We start from the raw sequence: 14,679 nt of genomic DNA, 5'->3' as shown, positions 1-14,679 counted from the left end.
GCGTCACGGTCGAACCTGCCCACCGCGCGGACATCTGGCTGTCGCCCGCGGGCTGCCCCATCAGCGCTGCCTGCCGCCGCGAAAGACCCCGAGGCGCGGCGGCAACGGGACGCCCATCACGCGCTCCCGATTCTCGATGATGTCTCCAGCTCGGAACACTCGCTCGCCAAAGCGAACGAGCTTGCACACCACGCCGACCTGGTCGCGAAGCGCGTCGGTCCGCAGCCGAGCGATCTCGCCGCCGCAAGCCTCGATGAGCACGTCGCTGGGCCAAGCCGCGCGGGTGGAGAGCTCGCCCGTCTCGGGGTCGCGCCAAGCGCCGCCGTCGAGCAGGTGCGGTGGCAGCGGGGCGACGCGTTCGGCGCTGGCGCTCCCGGCGTCGTAGCCCTCGGCGCGCTCGTGAAAGGAGCGCGCTGCCCGGGCGGACGACGCGACCACGAACCAGTTCTCGTCTCCGTCCGGCGTGGTGCACCAATACAGCGCGTGCCGAGCCATGGGATCTCTTCTCACCTCGACACGAGCACGCCGATGACGATCACCAAGAGGGCGCTCAGCACCATCAAGACCAGCGGCGCGAGCGCTCGGCGCGCGCGCTCCGGCGCGGGTGCGGGCGCGCTCGGAAGGGCGCGCTGGGGTGGTTCCACGCTCGGCTCCGTGTCCGCTAGCGCGAAGACCGCTGCGGGTGCCTCGGGGCTGGTCGGCATCAGCTGTTGGGCTGGAGACGGTGCGGGTGCGGGTGCGGGTGCGGGGGCGGGTGCGGGTGCGGGGGCGGGGGCGGGGGCGGGGGCGGCTTTGGCCGGGGGCTCGAGCTCGCTCGGATCGAAGACCGTCGTCTCCATCCAGCCCGTCGGTCGCTGCACCAGCTCTTCGACGCGAGCGAGGACGCGGTCGAGCTCCGCTGCGGTCTGACAGCGGTCGGCGGGACTCTTGGCGAGCATCCGGAGCACCAGCCGATCGAGCTCCGCGGGGACCGGATCCCGCGCGAGGGACGAAGGCGGCTCGGGTTCCCGATGGGCGTGCGCGGCGACGAGCGCGTCCTTGCCGTGGACATCGTGGAAGGGGTGCTTCCCGGTCAGGAGCATGTAGAGGACGATGCCCGTCGCGTAGAGATCCGCGCGCTGATCGATCTGCTCGCCGCGCGCCGCCTCTGGTGAGATGAAGCGAGGCGTCCCGACCAGGACGCCCTGCTCGGTCGGCATGGACGGCGGCTTCGGCGTGCGATCGGAGACGCCGGGCAGGGCCTTGGCCACGCCGAAATCCAGGACCTTGAGCGCGCGCTCGCCGCCCGGGAGGTCGTGGACGAAGAGGTTCTCGAGCTTGACGTCGCGGTGCACGATGCCGATCGCGTGGGCCTCCGACAGCGCCGCGCAGAGCTGGCGCGTCCAGCGCAGCGCGTCGAGCACGCCGAGGCGTCCGTTCGCGCGGAGCTCCGCGCCCAGCGTGCGGCCTTCCAGGCGCTCCATCACGATGAAGGGTGCGCCGCTCGGCAGCCGCCCCATGTCCGTGACCTTGACGATGTTCGGATGGTTCAGCTGCGCGAGCGTCTGCGCCTCGAAGCGCATGCGCTCGATGAGCGCCGGGTCGTCCGCGAGCCGATCGGCGAGCACCTTCACGACGACGCGCTTGCCGAGCTCCGAGTGCTCCGCGTCGTAGACGCGCCCCATGCCGCCCTGACCCAGGACTCCGCGAGCGCGATAAGCCGTCCCGGCGAGGGGATCGGCCGCGGCGGCTGACGTTCGACGTCCGGGAGGGGCAGCCATCGCGATGGAGAGAATATCGGCCCAGCGGGCGGAGAGGTTGCGCGCGAAGTTCGGCGCAGCGAAAAAAAGTCGCAACTTCGCTCTCTGGCCGTCCGAGCAGTGGGCTTGGCGCGCCGCACGACTCCTCCGCTCTCGGCTTCGGCCCGGGATTCGGCCGAGATTTCGGGCTCGTCCGCGCCGGGGCCGGCCGCTAGACTCTTCTCCGTCGTGGCGGAGGCAGCGACCATCATCGATCTGGAGGGGCGGCGCGCGCGGGCGTCCGAGCTGCGCTTCGATCGGGGTCAGCGCTGTGGGCCCTACGAGATCGTCCGGCTCGTCGCCGCCGGCGGGTTCGGCGACGTGTACGAAGGCGTCCACCACCTGCTCCGGCGCCGGGTCGCCATCAAGATCCTGCAAAATCGCCACATGAACGCCGACGAGCTCCGGGCGCGGCTGGAGCAAGAGGCGCGGGTCCTGAGCGAGATCAAGAACCCACACATGGTCACGGTCTTCGACGCGGGTGAGCTCGACGGCCGCATCTGGATGGCGATGGAGCTGCTCGAGGGCAAGACGCTCCGGGAGCACTTGATGAACGGCAAGCCGATGCCGGTGAGTCAGGCGCTCCACCACGCGGCCTGCATCGCCAACGGTGCGGCGGCGGCGCACGACCTTCGGGTCGTTCACCGCGATCTGAAGCCCGAGAACATCTTCGTCACCAGCGACGGGCACACCGTGGTCCTCGATCTCGGAACCGCGAAGGTGCTCGGTGACGTCAAGGGAAGGCAGACCCAGCGGGTCATCGGCACCGTCGCCTACATGTCGCCGGAGCACTTGCTCGGGGGAGTGGACGGGCTGCCCATCGATCAGCGCACGGACGTCTACTCGCTCTGCCTGATCCTCTACGAGATGCTGGCGGGGTTTCACCCCTTCGCGCACAACCGCGACACGCGCCAGATGCCCAGCTCCACGGAGCTCGCACGCATGCAGATCTACTCGATGCCGGAGCCGCTCCCGGACGTCGCGCCTTGGGTTCCGGACTACGTGTGGCGCATCGTTCGCACCGGCATCGCCAAAGAACGCGAGCAGCGCCAGGCGACCATGCGCGAGCTCGAGATCGAGCTCCGGCAAGCGGCGAGGTGGTTCGTCGAGGAGCGCGCGGCCGGCGAGCGGTCCAGCCAGCGGCACAAGGCACTCTCGCTCGACGCCGATACCCAGCCCGATCCGATCCCGGCCTTCGTGAGCGAAGACGCGCCGAGGGCGGCGGCGGCTGCGCCGCGGCTCGGCACCGAGCGGCTCGACTCGCCGCGGGCGCCCATCCATCCGGCGGCAATCGCGGAGACGCGCACCTCGCCCGACCTGCGCTTGGCGAGCCCCGAGCCCCCGGCGGTCACGCTGGGCGCGTTGGCCCCGAAGCGCCCCGCCATTCCGCGCCGCGTGCTCCTCGCGCCGGTGGCCGGTGCGCTCATCGGTCTGGTCATCGTCGCGGGGATGAACCTCATGAAACGACGCGCGTCCGCGTCCGCGCCGGCGGCTGCGCTGTCTGCGCCCGTCGCGCGCGCAGGTGAGCTCGCGACTCGCGCCGTGCCCGAGCCAACGCCCGCGCCCGAGCCAACGCCAACCCCAACGCGAGCGCCCGCGCCAGCCGCGACCACCCCGAGCACGCCGCGGCCCCGCGCGGTAGCGGCCAAGCGCGAGGGCGCGCCGCGTCCGATCAACGACGACGACGACGATCCCTCGGCGGTGATGCCGCTCGCGACCGCGACACCGACCCCGACCCCGACCAAAGCCAAGCCCACACCCAAGCCCACACCCAAGCCCAGCACCAAGCTTCCCGCCTCTGGACTCTGAGCCGCGATGACCCGCCACGACGACAAACCCGACGAGACCGGCGAGCGCCGCATCGAGCGCGGGCTCGGAGTCGTCCCGGGCGGCAAGGCGGCGGATCCCGAAAACTTCATCATCGACAAGACCAAGAAGCCGTCGGTGTTCCAGCTGCGCGAGGTGACGATCCCGCCGAACGTGGCCGCGGAGCGGGCCGAGCAGATCGCAGACGCGGATGCCCTGCCAACGCGAGACACCGTGCGTGATCTCGAGCCGCCTGCGCCGTCCGCGCCGGCCGACGTGATTCGCGACGAGCTCGAGATCCCGGCCGCGACCATGCCGGCGGCTCGGGGCAGATCGCGCGCGCTCTGGACGGTGCTGGCGGTCGCGCTCGCCGTTTCTGCCGTGACGCTAGTGGTCGTGGCGTCGGGCGGGTCGGCGAAGCGAAACGCAGCGAGCGAAACGAGCGCACCCGTGCAGAGCGCGCCGGTCATCCCGACGATGACAGTGCCTCCCGCCGCCAGCGGCGCTGCCGTTCCCGCGCCCGTCGAGGAGCCCGTGAAGCCAGCGGAGCCCGCGCCGCAGACGAAACCGAAACCCCCAACGGGTAAACCCGCGCTCTCGCCGGAGAAGGGCGCGAGCCCTGCGGCGCCGCCGAGCGCGTTCACGACCAAACCTCCTTTCTAGGCGCCCACCTCATGCAACGTGCACTCGTGCTCTGCACTCTGTTCGTGCTGCTCACTGGCCTGACGCCACGCACGGTGCTCGGCCAAAAGCCGGGCAGCTCGCCCACTATCTCGAAGGCGCCGGACACGCTGACTGCGGAGGCGCGAGCGCGCTTCGAAGAAGGCGTCAGAGCGGCGGCCAAGCGCGACTTCGAGGCCGCGCGCGTGGCGTTCAAGCAGGCCTTTGCGCTCAAGCCCGTCCCCGAGGTGTTGCGCAACCTGGGCGCAGCGGAGGTGATGAGCGGTCACGAGCTCGAAGGTGCGCGCCACCTGACGGAGTATCTCGCGGGAGCGAGAGAGCTGGCGAAGCGCGAGCGCGACGAGCTCGTCGAGCTGGTGCGCAAGGCCGAGAATGAGCTCGGACGCTTGGAGCTCGAGGTGGATGCCGACGGGGCCACGATCACGGTCGGAGGCGAGACGGTGGGGCAGTCGCCCCTCGGTTGGGTCTGGCACGTCAGCCCGGGAGAGCACGAAGTCGCGGCGAGCAAGGCGGGCGCGGGCGAAGCCAAACAGACCGTGCGCGTCGCAGCCGGAGCGTTGGAGAAGGTCGGCCTGCGGCTGAGCGAAGCGGGCGGCGCCGCGCCGCCCGAGGCGTCCGCCGGAGCGGCGAGCCCGAGCCCGAGCCCGAGCGGATCCGACGGAGCGACGCCCGCTGCGCCGAGCCCAGCGAAGCGCAGCATCGTGCCCGCCGTGATCGGCGGCGGGGTCGCCGCGGTCGGCATTGGTCTCGGCGTGATGTGGGGGCTCGGTGCCGCCTCGGACGCCGACGACGCCGACGCGATCCTCGATCGCCTCGGCCCCGCGCCCTGCGGCACCGGGACGCCCTACGCCGCACAATGCGCCGAGGTCAGCGACAAGAACGACTCGTCGCGCCGCAAATCGAACCTGTCCACCGCCAGCTTCGTGGTCGGCGGCGTCGCGCTCGCCGGGACGGTGGTGTACTTGCTCTGGCCCGAGCCGACGGCGGCCGCGGGATGGATTCGCCCGAGCGCGCAGGTGGGCACGCGCGGAGCGCAGTTCGGCCTCGAAGGCCGCTTCTTCTGATTGGGGTTACGATGCGACAGCAGACTCTTGGGATTGCCTTCATCATGGTTCTTGCCGGCGCTCTGGCGCTCGCGTGCTCCGACCGCGGCGACAGCTGCGAAGATGACGGGACGTGTACGCCGTTCGATGGCGGCACCGGCGCGAGCGGCGGCAGCGGCGGCAGCGGCGGTGGCGGCGGCACGAGCGGAACCGGCGCGAGCGGCGGCACCAGCGGCAGCGGCGGCAGCGGCGGCAGCGGCGGCGTTGCGGGCGGAGACGGAGGCCAGTGCGATCCGACGAAGGCACCAGGTGAAGACGCCTGCGTGATCGATGACGCGTACGGAGTGTTCGTGTCGCCGACGGGCGACGACGCGGGCGGCGACGGCACGAAGTCGAAGCCCTTCAAGACGTTGAGCAAGGCAGTGAGCGCCGCGGCGACGGCTAAGAAGCGCGTGTACGCCTGCGACGACGGCAGCGGGTTCGCGGAGAGCGCGACGCTCGATCTGACTCCGCTCGACGGCTCGGGGCTCTTCGGCGGCTTCGAGTGCACGGGATGGAAATACTCGACGACGAGCAAGGCGAAGCTCGCGGGAGCGACGAAGGCGCTCAGCGTCGCGTCGGTGTCGAGCGGTCTCGTGCTCGAGAACCTCGACGTCACCGCCGCGAACGCCGCGGGCGCGGGCGAGTCGAGCTTCGCGCTGACGGTCACGAGCTCGCAGGGCGTGAAGCTCCGCCGCGTGAAGCTCACCGCTGGCGCGGGCGGCAAGGGCGCCGACGGGATCGGCGGCGTAAAGGGAGCAGCGGGGGCAACGCCAGCCGCCGCCCAGCAAGGAGCGGCGGCGACGTGTACGAGCGCGCCGCCGTTTCTCGGTGGAGGCGCGTGGGCCGCTGCGTCGGCTTGCGGGTCGCTCGGGGGGCAGGGTGGGACGGCGACGAAGGGGGCGAAAGGAAGCGACGGGAACTTCGGGACACCGCAGACGAACGTCACTCCGTCGAGCATCGACAACGGGGGCAAAGGGCAATCGACGGCGGGATTGAGCGGCGCCAGCGGGACCAACGGCTCGGACGGCAACCCCGGCACCCTCGCTCCCGCCGCTCCGACCGCGGGCACCTTCACTGCTACCGGCTTCACCCCTGCGTCGGGCAACGCGGGCACCGACGGCTTCCCGGGACAGGGGGGTGGAGGCGGCGGGGCGAGCGCGGCGTCGCTCCCGACCTGCATCGGCGCGAGCGGCGGCGCGGGCGGGCTCGGCGGCTGTCCCGGCACGAAGGGGACCGGCGGCGGCGGCGGTGGCGCGAGCGTCGCGCTCCTGTCCTGGCAGTCGGCGGTGACGCTCGACGCGTGCGAGCTCGTCGCGCAGCAGGGCGGCGACGGCGGCGGCGGAGGAAACGCAGGCGAGGGCGGCTCCGGTGGCAGCGGCGCGCCGGGAGGCGCAGCGGGCACGGGAATGGGCGCGGGCGGCGATGGCGGCAAAGGCGGCACCGGTGGCGTGGGCGGCTCGGGCTCCGGCGGCACGGGCGGCGCGAGCTACGCGCTCGTCTGGAGCGGCACCGCGCCCGCGAAGACCAGCACCACGCTCAGCGCGGGCAGCGGCGGCGCGAAGGGCAAGGGAGGCTCGGTGGCGGGCATCGGCCTGAACCCCGCGCCGGATGGCAGCGCGGGCGCGAGCGCGGAGGAGCACGAGCAGAAGTGATGAGGGGAGCGCGTTCGTTCAAAGGCTCTCGTCCGGGAACGCGAGGCGCCTCAGACGGAGCTCCAGGTCGGCGCGGAACGACTCGAGCTCGGTGCCACTGATCCCGGCAGGCAGGACAGCTTCGGAGCCGATGCGGATCTGCCCCACGACCCAAGCGAGGGTTGCAGGGTCTGCGCCCCCGTCCTTGGCGCTCGCGCCGGCAACGGCGGAGCCGAGATCGACGCCGGCTCTCAGGATCAGCATGAGGTCCACGAGGTCGCGCGGCTCGGCGCGCCCCAGTACGGTGCAGAGCTTGTTTGCTGCGATTTCCTCCAGCGAATCAACCACGACGTCGCCGACCACGCGCTTGGGTTGCAGCGCGGGGACGCGGTCGATGACCAGGTCGACGATGGTGGACTCGTTCCGTCGCTGAATCGAGAACCGTCTGAACTCTGCGAAGCGTTGCAGCGTGGTCATCTGCGCGCCCAGGGCGAATGCGGCGTCGCGCAGCGCCCGCTCGGCGCGCTCCAGATCGGCGCCGGGACCACCAAACAGATCCAGGTCCTTGGTGACGCGGTGATGGAGGTAGAACTCCACGAGCGCTGCGCCGCCCGTCAAGAAGAAGTCGCGTTCTCGTGCGAAGAAGGCGTGCAGGAGCTCGCGCTGGAGCTCGTCCAGGCTAGGGGATGAGCCCGTCACGTTGCCATCCCCGGATCAGGTACTGCCAGAAAGCCTGTTTCCTGCCGAGTCGCCGCTCGAGTCGTGGAAATCGCGGCAGTACGTCCCGGCGCAGCGACAGGTACTTCCACACGTCGGGATAACGCGCCTCCGCGAGGATGCGCGCGGTCCAGAACAGCTTCTCTTCGTCGGACCCGACCGCGAGCGCGCGCCGGATCTCGGCGTTCGTGACCGGAGCGTCCCAGTTGAAGTAGGGGACCGCGTCGGGACGCTCGAGATCCAAGCTCGGGTCACTGGGCGTAGCCGAGTCCATGACTCGTTGAGCCTACCACGAGCTGGCCGCGCGTTCGTCGGGTTTGACGGTACTCCGGACGACCGTACAATCGCCGGTGACTTCGCACCGCGGTAACGAGCGCGATGTTCGACTGAGCTCGACGGAGCGCCCACCCCGTCGGGTATCGCGAAGCGCGTCGCGAGGGGCGGCGAGGGGCGGCGCGCAGCCGCGCATGCGCGCGATGGGGACACAGGTCCGCGGGAACGGGAGCGGGGTCGGGAACAGGTTCAGGACCAGGTTCAGGACCAGGAACAGGAACAGGAACAGGAACAGGAACAGGACCAGGACCAGGAACAGGAAGGGCGCGGTTACGGGCGACGGCTAAGCGGACATCTGGCTGCCCGCCCCGACGCCCGAACCGGTGGCTCGCGTCACCAGCTCAGCGCGACCAGGGCAGATCTGATGGCGATCGGCGCGCCAGCAGCCGCTGGCGAAGGTTGACCGATGACCCGCTTCCGGCGGACTTCCTGTCTCGCGAGAGGACCGAGGGCTCCTGAGTGGGCATACCGCTCACGGTGCCGCACAGAGTCGGCGCACGTGTCTTGTTCGGGGGACTTCGCCCGCGCGGGCGCCGAACACGGGGCCGAGCTCCTCCCAATCGGAGCAGGGAATGAGCTCGCGCGGGGGCGGGCGCGAAGCGGGCGCAACCTTCTGGCTTCGGCTCGCGCGCCGTCCCACGATGCGGAGCTCTGCGAGCTCGATGCTCGGCTGAGCGATTTCGACTCGAGGCACTGCGTCGCTCTTCGCATCGCCCTCGCTAGAGTGCTCGAGAAGTCGCGCATCGGCGCCGGGCACGCGAGCGGGCGCGCGAGCTTGCGCGTGCAGGGAGAGACAACCGAGCGCGGCGATGGCGACGGCTGACGAGAGCAGGAAGGAACCCACGAGTGTTTTAGACATGGCACGCGCGTTAGCGAGAGTCGTGCCAGGCGCGCACCCGCGTGATTGTCGCGAAATTCAGGCGCTTGCAGGTGGCGATCAGGTGGCCGCCACTGGCGATCGCCACCTCGGGGCGCTCTTCGGCGAAGCCCAGGCCGCGTCACCCACCCAGCGCAACTCGAGCGGCGCTGCGCTCCGCGTGCTCGAACGCATCCTCGAACTGGTCGAGCTCCAGCTCACTCATGCCGATGGCGCGACCCTGCTCACGCCAGCGCGCCACGGCTTGCTCGACTTCCCGCAGAATGTCCAGGGCGCGGTGCGCAGAAATCCGGAAATAGGGAGCGACCGAGAGCAGCGCATCGATCGTCGCTTCCGGTCCGGTCTCTTCGGAGATCCACGTCTTCAGCTCTCGCGCTCGTTCTGGAAACGGGTTCAGGTCGAACGCCGGCGCCAGTCGCCAGTTGCCCCGCTCGACGTGCAGGAAGCCGTGATTGTGCAGGTGGTCATCGACGTTCGTGATCAAGATGGAGAACGCCATGCGCCGCCAGAGCTCATCGATGTCGGTTTGGGCTGCTGCTCCGCTCGTCCGAAGAACGTCGACCAGGTCCGTGTAGGCGTGGTCGCTCGCGTCGGACGCTGCCGCCCCGAGCATCGTGGCGGCAGAGACGTACATGAGGCGCTTGCCGCTCCCCAGGCGATCGAAGCGGCGAACGAGCGCGACCGGCACTCCGTCGCTGTCGACGACCCGCGCCGCAGCCGCGTTGATGCCGGCGGTCTTGGCCAGGCGCATCGCCAGCACCTCTCCCTTTGTGACAGCCCGCTCATCGTTGACGCTCGGGAACTTGCCGATGGAGAGGCGCCCGTCGTCATCGACGACCGTGCACTTCGGACGCAGGCCTCCGATCGAAGTGCCTCGGCCTCTCAGGTACGCGAGATCGGCCGCCGTCTCGCTGTGGGTCTCGACCGCGCGGGTAGCGGAGAGCAGCATCCCGAGCTCGACGAGCGGCGGCGCAGTGCGGCGATGGGGCTCGGCGGCCCGCTGGAAGAGCCCCTGCTCGTCTCGAAAGCGGAGTGCTCCAACCCGGCTGTGATCATCGACGGCCAGAAGGAAGTCGAGCGCGTCGAGTGCTCGGTGCTCGACCGCCGCACCGGAGCGCTTGGCCTCCTGGCGGCGCTTGGCGTGGTCGCGCAAGATGACGCGCCGGCTCCAACCGTCGGGCTCGGTATCGGCGATGGCGGAGTGGAAGATGGAGCCGTCTCCGACCTTGCGATGAAACTGGGGACCGGCGACCAGGGGCAAAGCCGGGTCGATGGCGAAGTGGTCCGGCGCCCCGAGCCAGGTGGGGTCGTACTCGAACGAAGCGTGCTCGCGCGCACCCAGCGCCGCATGGTGGAGTTGGCCGACCGAGCGGTTGTCGTCGCCGAGGAAGACCCGCATCGTGCGCTTCATGTCGCCGTGGGCTCTCGCTTCGGCCGCACCCGCTTGGGCAGGTGCTCGTCGCCCAGCAACAGGCCCTGAGCGTCGCGGCTTGCGTGCACCAAAGTGCCGAGCGCGTCGCCGAAGCCAAGCACGAACAACGCCATGGCGTAGGCGCCCAGGGAAACCGTCGGATCGCCCTTCTCGATGCGCACGTACGTGCTCTTGGCGACGCCCAGGCGCTCCGCCATCATCGCCACGGTGAGGCCGCGTTTGCGCCGCGCGAGCGCGAGATCGGCGCCGAACGTACGCAGGGAGCGCCGGACCTTCAGCGGCATGACGTCGAGGACGGCGGAACGCATGGTGGACTCATATATACGACACTAAGTGAGTTAAGGCACTATATATGGGTTCTTCGGCTGAGCTCGACGGAGACCAGGAACAGGAACAGGAACAGGAACAGGAACAGGATCAGGATCAGGACCAGGATCAGGACCAGGATCAGGACCAGGACCAGGAACAGGAACAGGACCAGGGCCAGGAACAGGTTCAGGACCAGGATCCGCGCGTGCTAAGTTGAGCTGAGGTGCAAACGGACCATCCGATCCCGACTACGCCCGAACCGGTGGAGCGACATGAGCACGACCAGGTCGTGGTGTTGCGCGGCGTCGGTTGGGCCGACTACCAGCGGATGCTCGAGATCCGGGCTGACCGTTCCGCCCCGCGCTTCGCCTACCTCGAAGGGGTGCTCGAGACGTCCTCCGCGGGGAGCAGTACCAAGAGCTCGGAGCCAGCGAGGTGCTCGCCGGCATCGACCTGGAGCTGCTGGTCGGCTTCGTAGGCGTGAAGCCGATGACGACTGCGGTGCTTCAGTATCGAGCCGCGCTGCGAGGCGAGCGGTCTGGCGAGTGAGCCGTCATCGGAGCGGCCTTGATGGGCGTCAGGCGCGCGGACATCTGGCTGCCGCCCTGCTGCGTGTCACCGGATCGAGTCAGCCCCCGGAGAGCTGCACGAAGAAGTCATCGACCCGTGGCACGAGGCCCGGCAACGCCGGGTGCGCTGGCAACGCGGAGCCGCATTCGAACCGCGCGCTGCCGTCGGCGGTCGTGACGAGAACCTGGCGCGCGGCGGGCAGCACCACCCAGACCACCGGGACGCCCACAGACAGGTACCAGCTGGTCTTTTCCGCGAGGGCGCCCTCGGGCTCGTCGAGCGCCGCGACCTCCACGGCCAACACTGGTGGAACGCGGCGTAGCCCGCCGGTTCGCGAGCCCAGGTCCGAGCGTCGCCAAACTGCGGCGTCTGCGGCGCGGGTCGTTCCGGACAAGCGCATTCCTGCTTCGTTGGTGCCAAGGACGAACTCCCGATGGGCTCGGACCCAGGCCCCGACGGTGATCACCACGTCGGCCACCACGTCCTGCTGTTCGTCCCCGCACGGCGGCAGGTAGAGAAGTCTCCCTTCGACGTACTCGAGCCGCCCGTCCACGCGTGGCCACGTCTCCGGGCGCTCTTCGTCGAATCCCTCGGGCGGGATGAGCTCGACGGGAAACCGAATCGCGCGAGGCAGGACGATCTGCTCGTCATATCGCGCGGCCATCGGAGCCAACTATCCCACGCCGCAAGGACGGAAACAACGAGGTAGCAGGTCTTCGGAGCCGACCACGGCACTTTCGATCTTCGCACCGCGGTCACGAGCGCGATGTTCGACTGAGCTCGACAGAGTGCCCGCGAGGGGCGGCGAGGGGCGGCGCGCAGCCGCGCATGCGCGCGATGGGGACGCAGGTTCGCGGGAACAGGAACGGGGTTGGGAACAGGACCAGGTTCAGGAACAGGCTCAGGACCAGGTTCAGGACCAGGACCAGGTTCAGGACCAGGACCAGGAACAGGAACAGGACCAGGTTCAGGAACAGGACCAGGACCAGGTTCAGGAATTTCTCTTCTTCGCTTCCCCATTCTCGCGCCGTGCTCGCGCGCATCAAGGGTACGCGCGGCTGACGCCGCGCCGCGCACTCGCTGCGCTCGTGCGCGCCCTTGACCCGCGCTCTCCCCCTCCGGGGATTCCCAAGGGGCTCGCGCGGCGCCGCGGGGGCTGGCGCCCTCGAAGAGAAGAGAGGCAGAAAGAGAGATGATTCATGAGAGTCCTGGATTTGCTCGAAGACATGGTGCGCGACGTTCATCAGCTCGCAGATCAGGTCGCCCGGCACGATCGCGACCTCGCCGGTCAGATGAAGAGCGCCAGCAACAGCGCGGCGCTGAACGGTAGCGAAGGTGTGTGGAACAAGGCCGGCAAGCGTCGGTCGCGGCTGGAGGACGCGCTCAACTCCGCTCGCGAGACCGTCATGGCCCTGCGCATCGCGCGGGCTTGCCGCTACCTGCCGCCGGCCGAGGCGACGCGGGTCATGGCGAGCCTCGACGGCATCATCGCCGTGCTCTCGGTCCTCGCGTACCGGAGGTGAGTCGCGGTTCGGGCCCGCCCAGCGCCGGGGACTGGGCGGGGGCGGGGCATCCGCTTGCTCGCGCGCACCCAGCGCCGCATGAGCGCAGGTCCACGCACGAGCTCAGCGCGAACAGGGCAGATCGGATCTGATGGCGATGCCGGGGCTATCCGCGTGCGACGGCGTCGTTCAGCGCAACGGCAGGTAGCGCACCTGGTTCTCCCACTCCGCGCCATCGCCGAGAGTTGCGATGAGCACTAGGTCGTCAATCACCGCTCCGATCGACAACTGCTGATGGACAGCGAGCAACCCGGGCATACGGCGCCCGAGCCGCACACGGTCCAGGGCGTGGTGGACCATGGTCGACACGTCATGCGTCAATAGGATCCGGGCGTTGTCTGCCGCCCAGGCGAGAACAGCCGGGTCGTCAGCGCCGCGGAGGCCGGCGTCTTGCACGCGAATCAGATCGACACCCGGCAAGCGCCGCCTGAGTCCGCGCACGATGTCGTTGTCAAAGTCTTCGTCGACGGCGAAGCGCATCATCCCGGGACGTCGCGCTCGCGGCGCGCCAGCAGCCGTTGGCGAATGCCATCCGGAGGAAACTGCTTTTCGACATTCGCCTGCAGCTCGCTGGCCTTGCGCCCGCGCGCAGTCAGGTACTCGTCCACGACCGCTCGATTCCGCAGCATGTAGGCGATTACCTCGTACACCGCCGTGAGATCGACCGACGGATAACGATGGACGATCTCCTCGGGAGTGGCCCCACGGTCGAACGCTGCGACCAGCGAGTCGAGTGTCACGCGCGTGCCGGCCACGCGGAGGACGCCCTCCTCACCCTCGGTCAGTGGCGGTGGTCGCGCCTCGAAAGCGTGCATTCCTCGAGTCTAGCGCCCCGCGCTCCGGGGGACCAGGGCTCGAAGGAGTCGATACTTTCCAGATGGTTCAGGAACAGGTTCAGGACCAGGACCAGGATCAGGATCAGGAACAGGTTCAGGAACAGGAACAGGAACAGGATCAGGATCAGGTTCAGGATCAGGTTCGGGATCAGGACCAGGTTCGGATTTCTCTTCTTCGCTTCCCCATTCAGCCCAGGAAACGCAACGGACGGCGCTTGGGTCAGGCGCAGGAAGTCGTGGTCGCCCGTCAGGACGACGCGAGCCATTTCCGTCGCACGCCGCAGCTGCTGCTCATCCGAGGCGCCCAACAGATCCGCGTCACCCGCGGTCAGCACATCGACAGCGCGACGCACTCGTCGGCGTAGAGTGTCAGCGGTATGGAGCGAGCTCACCGCCGGGGTTGAGGTGTCCGCCGGGGGTCATGCTCGCGCAGCGACGAGATGACTTTACGCGCGTCCTGCCAGTCTCGCTGGATGGCTGCTTGGTGGTCGTAGTAGTACGCGAGCGCCGCGTGCACGTCCGCGAGGCTCAAGTGCGGGTGGGCCTCGACGATTTCGTCCGGAGTCATCCCCAGATGTTCGGCTTCACTCGCGATCTGGCTGACCTTGATGTCCGTGCCCGAGACCACCGGTCGCGGCACGGTGTCGTCGATGTGGGGCTCGATCTGGCGCGCGGGATCCATGCCGACAAGTTAGCGTGGGTCCTCCCACCTGGCAAAGGCGCCGGGTCCGCAGTTCGCGGACATCGGGCTGCCGCCCCTGCTGCGTGTCACCGGAGGGCAGCTGACGCGGTCACGAGCGCGATGTTCGACTGAGCTCGACGGAGCGCCCGCGAGGGGCGGCGCGCAGCCGCGCATGCGCGCGATGGGGACGCAGGTTCGCGGGAACAGGAACGGGGTCGGGACCAGGACCAGGACCAGGACCAGGTTCAGGAAGAGGAACAGGATCAGGACCAGGACCAGGTTCAGGACCAGGAACAGGACCAGGAACAGGTTCAGGAACAGGTTCAGGAATTTCTCTTCTTCGCTTCCCCATTCTCGCGCCGTGCTCGCGCGCGTCAAGG

Annotated in this window: 19 protein-coding genes; 6 read left to right on the top strand and 13 right to left on the bottom strand. The window is 69.5% G+C overall.

Annotated features, from left to right (window positions below; translation table 11 throughout):
• Positions 1–60 precede the first annotated feature (60 nt).
• The gene (locus HS104_13800) at positions 61–495 is read right to left on the bottom strand and encodes a hypothetical protein (GenBank protein ID MBE7481043.1); all 435 of its coding nucleotides are present in this window, start codon (positions 493–495) and stop codon (positions 61–63) included.
• Between the two features lie 11 nt (positions 496–506).
• Positions 507–1,760 carry a serine/threonine protein kinase gene (locus HS104_13795; GenBank protein MBE7481042.1) on the bottom strand — a complete coding sequence of 418 codons (1,254 nt, stop codon included), beginning with the start codon at positions 1,758–1,760 and terminating at the stop codon, positions 507–509.
• A 207-nt stretch (positions 1,761–1,967) separates the two neighbouring features.
• On the opposite strand from HS104_13795, the gene HS104_13790 reads away from it, so the two are divergent.
• From HS104_13790 to HS104_13775, 4 genes are read left to right on the top strand one after another with little or no spacing between them, the layout of a single operon-like run.
• On the top strand, positions 1,968–3,587 hold the full coding sequence (locus tag HS104_13790) for a serine/threonine protein kinase (protein MBE7481041.1): 1,620 nt from the start codon (positions 1,968–1,970) through the stop codon (positions 3,585–3,587).
• Between the two features lie 6 nt (positions 3,588–3,593).
• Positions 3,594–4,247, top strand: coding sequence for a hypothetical protein (locus HS104_13785; GenBank protein MBE7481040.1), 654 nt, complete (start codon positions 3,594–3,596; stop codon positions 4,245–4,247).
• Positions 4,248–4,258: 11 nt separating this feature from the next.
• A complete protein-coding gene (locus HS104_13780) occupies positions 4,259–5,329 on the top strand; it encodes a PEGA domain-containing protein (protein ID MBE7481039.1) in 1,071 nt (356 codons plus the stop codon).
• Positions 5,330–5,373: 44 nt separating this feature from the next.
• Positions 5,374–7,002 (top strand): hypothetical protein, encoded by a 1,629-nt coding sequence (locus tag HS104_13775; protein MBE7481038.1) that lies wholly within the window; start codon positions 5,374–5,376, stop codon positions 7,000–7,002.
• 18 nt (positions 7,003–7,020) lie between these two features.
• On the opposite strand, the gene HS104_13770 is transcribed toward HS104_13775, so the two are convergent.
• The 4 genes from HS104_13770 to HS104_13755 all read right to left on the bottom strand — a co-directional run bounded on the left by HS104_13770 (position 7,021) and on the right by HS104_13755 (position 10,648).
• A complete protein-coding gene (locus HS104_13770; GenBank protein ID MBE7481037.1) occupies positions 7,021–7,680 on the bottom strand; it encodes a nucleotidyl transferase AbiEii/AbiGii toxin family protein in 660 nt (219 codons plus the stop codon).
• Positions 7,661–7,972: a hypothetical protein gene (locus tag HS104_13765; GenBank protein MBE7481036.1), complete on the bottom strand. Its 312-nt coding sequence runs from the start codon at positions 7,970–7,972 to the stop codon at positions 7,661–7,663. The genes HS104_13770 and HS104_13765 overlap by 20 nt, the downstream gene beginning before the upstream one ends.
• A 1,057-nt stretch (positions 7,973–9,029) precedes the next feature.
• Positions 9,030–10,319, bottom strand: coding sequence for a type II toxin-antitoxin system HipA family toxin (locus tag HS104_13760; GenBank protein MBE7481035.1), 1,290 nt, complete (start codon positions 10,317–10,319; stop codon positions 9,030–9,032).
• Positions 10,316–10,648, bottom strand: a complete 333-nt coding sequence (locus tag HS104_13755; GenBank protein ID MBE7481034.1) for a helix-turn-helix transcriptional regulator — start codon at positions 10,646–10,648, stop codon at positions 10,316–10,318. Before HS104_13755 ends, HS104_13760 begins: the two co-directional genes overlap by 4 nt.
• 44 nt (positions 10,649–10,692) lie before the next feature.
• On the opposite strand from HS104_13755, the gene HS104_13750 reads away from it, so the two are divergent.
• Entirely contained in the window at positions 10,693–10,866 is a 174-nt protein-coding gene (locus tag HS104_13750) for a hypothetical protein (GenBank protein MBE7481033.1), read from the top strand.
• A gap of 411 nt (positions 10,867–11,277) precedes the next feature.
• On the opposite strand, the gene HS104_13745 is transcribed toward HS104_13750, so the two are convergent.
• Positions 11,278–11,883, bottom strand: a complete 606-nt coding sequence (locus HS104_13745) for a Uma2 family endonuclease (GenBank protein MBE7481032.1) — start codon at positions 11,881–11,883, stop codon at positions 11,278–11,280.
• Positions 11,884–11,974: 91 nt separating this feature from the next.
• Entirely contained in the window at positions 11,975–12,262 is a 288-nt protein-coding gene (locus HS104_13740; protein ID MBE7481031.1) for a hypothetical protein, read from the bottom strand.
• Positions 12,263–12,418: 156 nt separating this feature from the next.
• Here HS104_13740 and HS104_13735 point away from each other — a divergent pair, with 156 nt between their 5' ends.
• Positions 12,419–12,742, top strand: coding sequence for a four helix bundle protein (locus HS104_13735; GenBank protein ID MBE7481030.1), 324 nt, complete (start codon positions 12,419–12,421; stop codon positions 12,740–12,742).
• Between the two features lie 168 nt (positions 12,743–12,910).
• Here the strand turns inward: HS104_13735 and HS104_13730 are convergent, their stop codons facing one another.
• From HS104_13730 to HS104_13710, 5 genes are read right to left on the bottom strand one after another with little or no spacing between them, the layout of a single operon-like run.
• Positions 12,911–13,264, bottom strand: a complete 354-nt coding sequence (locus HS104_13730) for a DUF5615 family PIN-like protein (protein MBE7481029.1) — start codon at positions 13,262–13,264, stop codon at positions 12,911–12,913.
• Positions 13,261–13,596, bottom strand: coding sequence for a DUF433 domain-containing protein (locus HS104_13725; GenBank protein MBE7481028.1), 336 nt, complete (start codon positions 13,594–13,596; stop codon positions 13,261–13,263). Before HS104_13725 ends, HS104_13730 begins: the two co-directional genes overlap by 4 nt.
• Complete coding sequence (locus HS104_13720) at positions 13,563–13,970, bottom strand: DUF5615 family PIN-like protein (protein MBE7481027.1); 408 nt, start codon at positions 13,968–13,970, stop codon at positions 13,563–13,565. The genes HS104_13725 and HS104_13720 overlap by 34 nt, the downstream gene beginning before the upstream one ends.
• 35 nt (positions 13,971–14,005) lie before the next feature.
• The gene (locus HS104_13715; GenBank protein ID MBE7481026.1) at positions 14,006–14,299 is read right to left on the bottom strand and encodes a DUF433 domain-containing protein; all 294 of its coding nucleotides are present in this window, start codon (positions 14,297–14,299) and stop codon (positions 14,006–14,008) included.
• A gap of 9 nt (positions 14,300–14,308) precedes the next feature.
• A complete protein-coding gene (locus HS104_13710; GenBank protein MBE7481025.1) occupies positions 14,309–14,677 on the bottom strand; it encodes a hypothetical protein in 369 nt (122 codons plus the stop codon).
• Positions 14,678–14,679 lie beyond the last annotated feature (2 nt).

It is taken from the genome of Polyangiaceae bacterium, assembly GCA_015075635.1.
Lineage (GTDB): Bacteria > Myxococcota_A > Polyangia > Polyangiales > Polyangiaceae > JADJKB01.
The sequence above is the reverse complement of the archived record's forward strand: the minus strand, read 5'-3'. Positions and strand labels throughout refer to the sequence as shown.

Excerpts from the sequence above, each read along its gene's own strand:
- HS104_13800 (MBE7481043.1), bottom strand. The coding sequence starts at position 495 with ATGGCTCGGCACGCGCTGTATTGGTGCACCACGCCGGACGGAGACGAG.
- HS104_13795 (MBE7481042.1), bottom strand. The coding sequence starts at position 1,760 with ATGGCTGCCCCTCCCGGACGTCGAACGTCAGCCGCCGCGGCCGATCCC.
- HS104_13785 (MBE7481040.1), top strand. The coding sequence starts at position 3,594 with ATGACCCGCCACGACGACAAACCCGACGAGACCGGCGAGCGCCGCATC.
- HS104_13780 (MBE7481039.1), top strand. The coding sequence starts at position 4,259 with ATGCAACGTGCACTCGTGCTCTGCACTCTGTTCGTGCTGCTCACTGGC.
- HS104_13775 (MBE7481038.1), top strand. The coding sequence starts at position 5,374 with ATGGTTCTTGCCGGCGCTCTGGCGCTCGCGTGCTCCGACCGCGGCGAC.
- HS104_13765 (MBE7481036.1), bottom strand. The coding sequence starts at position 7,972 with ATGGACTCGGCTACGCCCAGTGACCCGAGCTTGGATCTCGAGCGTCCC.
- HS104_13760 (MBE7481035.1), bottom strand. The coding sequence starts at position 10,319 with ATGAAGCGCACGATGCGGGTCTTCCTCGGCGACGACAACCGCTCGGTC.
- HS104_13755 (MBE7481034.1), bottom strand. The coding sequence starts at position 10,648 with ATGCGTTCCGCCGTCCTCGACGTCATGCCGCTGAAGGTCCGGCGCTCC.
- HS104_13750 (MBE7481033.1), top strand. The coding sequence starts at position 10,693 with ATGGGTTCTTCGGCTGAGCTCGACGGAGACCAGGAACAGGAACAGGAA.
- HS104_13745 (MBE7481032.1), bottom strand. The coding sequence starts at position 11,883 with ATGGCCGCGCGATATGACGAGCAGATCGTCCTGCCTCGCGCGATTCGG.
- HS104_13740 (MBE7481031.1), bottom strand. The coding sequence starts at position 12,262 with ATGCGCGCGAGCACGGCGCGAGAATGGGGAAGCGAAGAAGAGAAATTC.
- HS104_13735 (MBE7481030.1), top strand. The coding sequence starts at position 12,419 with ATGAGAGTCCTGGATTTGCTCGAAGACATGGTGCGCGACGTTCATCAG.
- HS104_13730 (MBE7481029.1), bottom strand. The coding sequence starts at position 13,264 with ATGATGCGCTTCGCCGTCGACGAAGACTTTGACAACGACATCGTGCGC.
- HS104_13725 (MBE7481028.1), bottom strand. The coding sequence starts at position 13,596 with ATGCACGCTTTCGAGGCGCGACCACCGCCACTGACCGAGGGTGAGGAG.
- HS104_13715 (MBE7481026.1), bottom strand. The coding sequence starts at position 14,299 with ATGGATCCCGCGCGCCAGATCGAGCCCCACATCGACGACACCGTGCCG.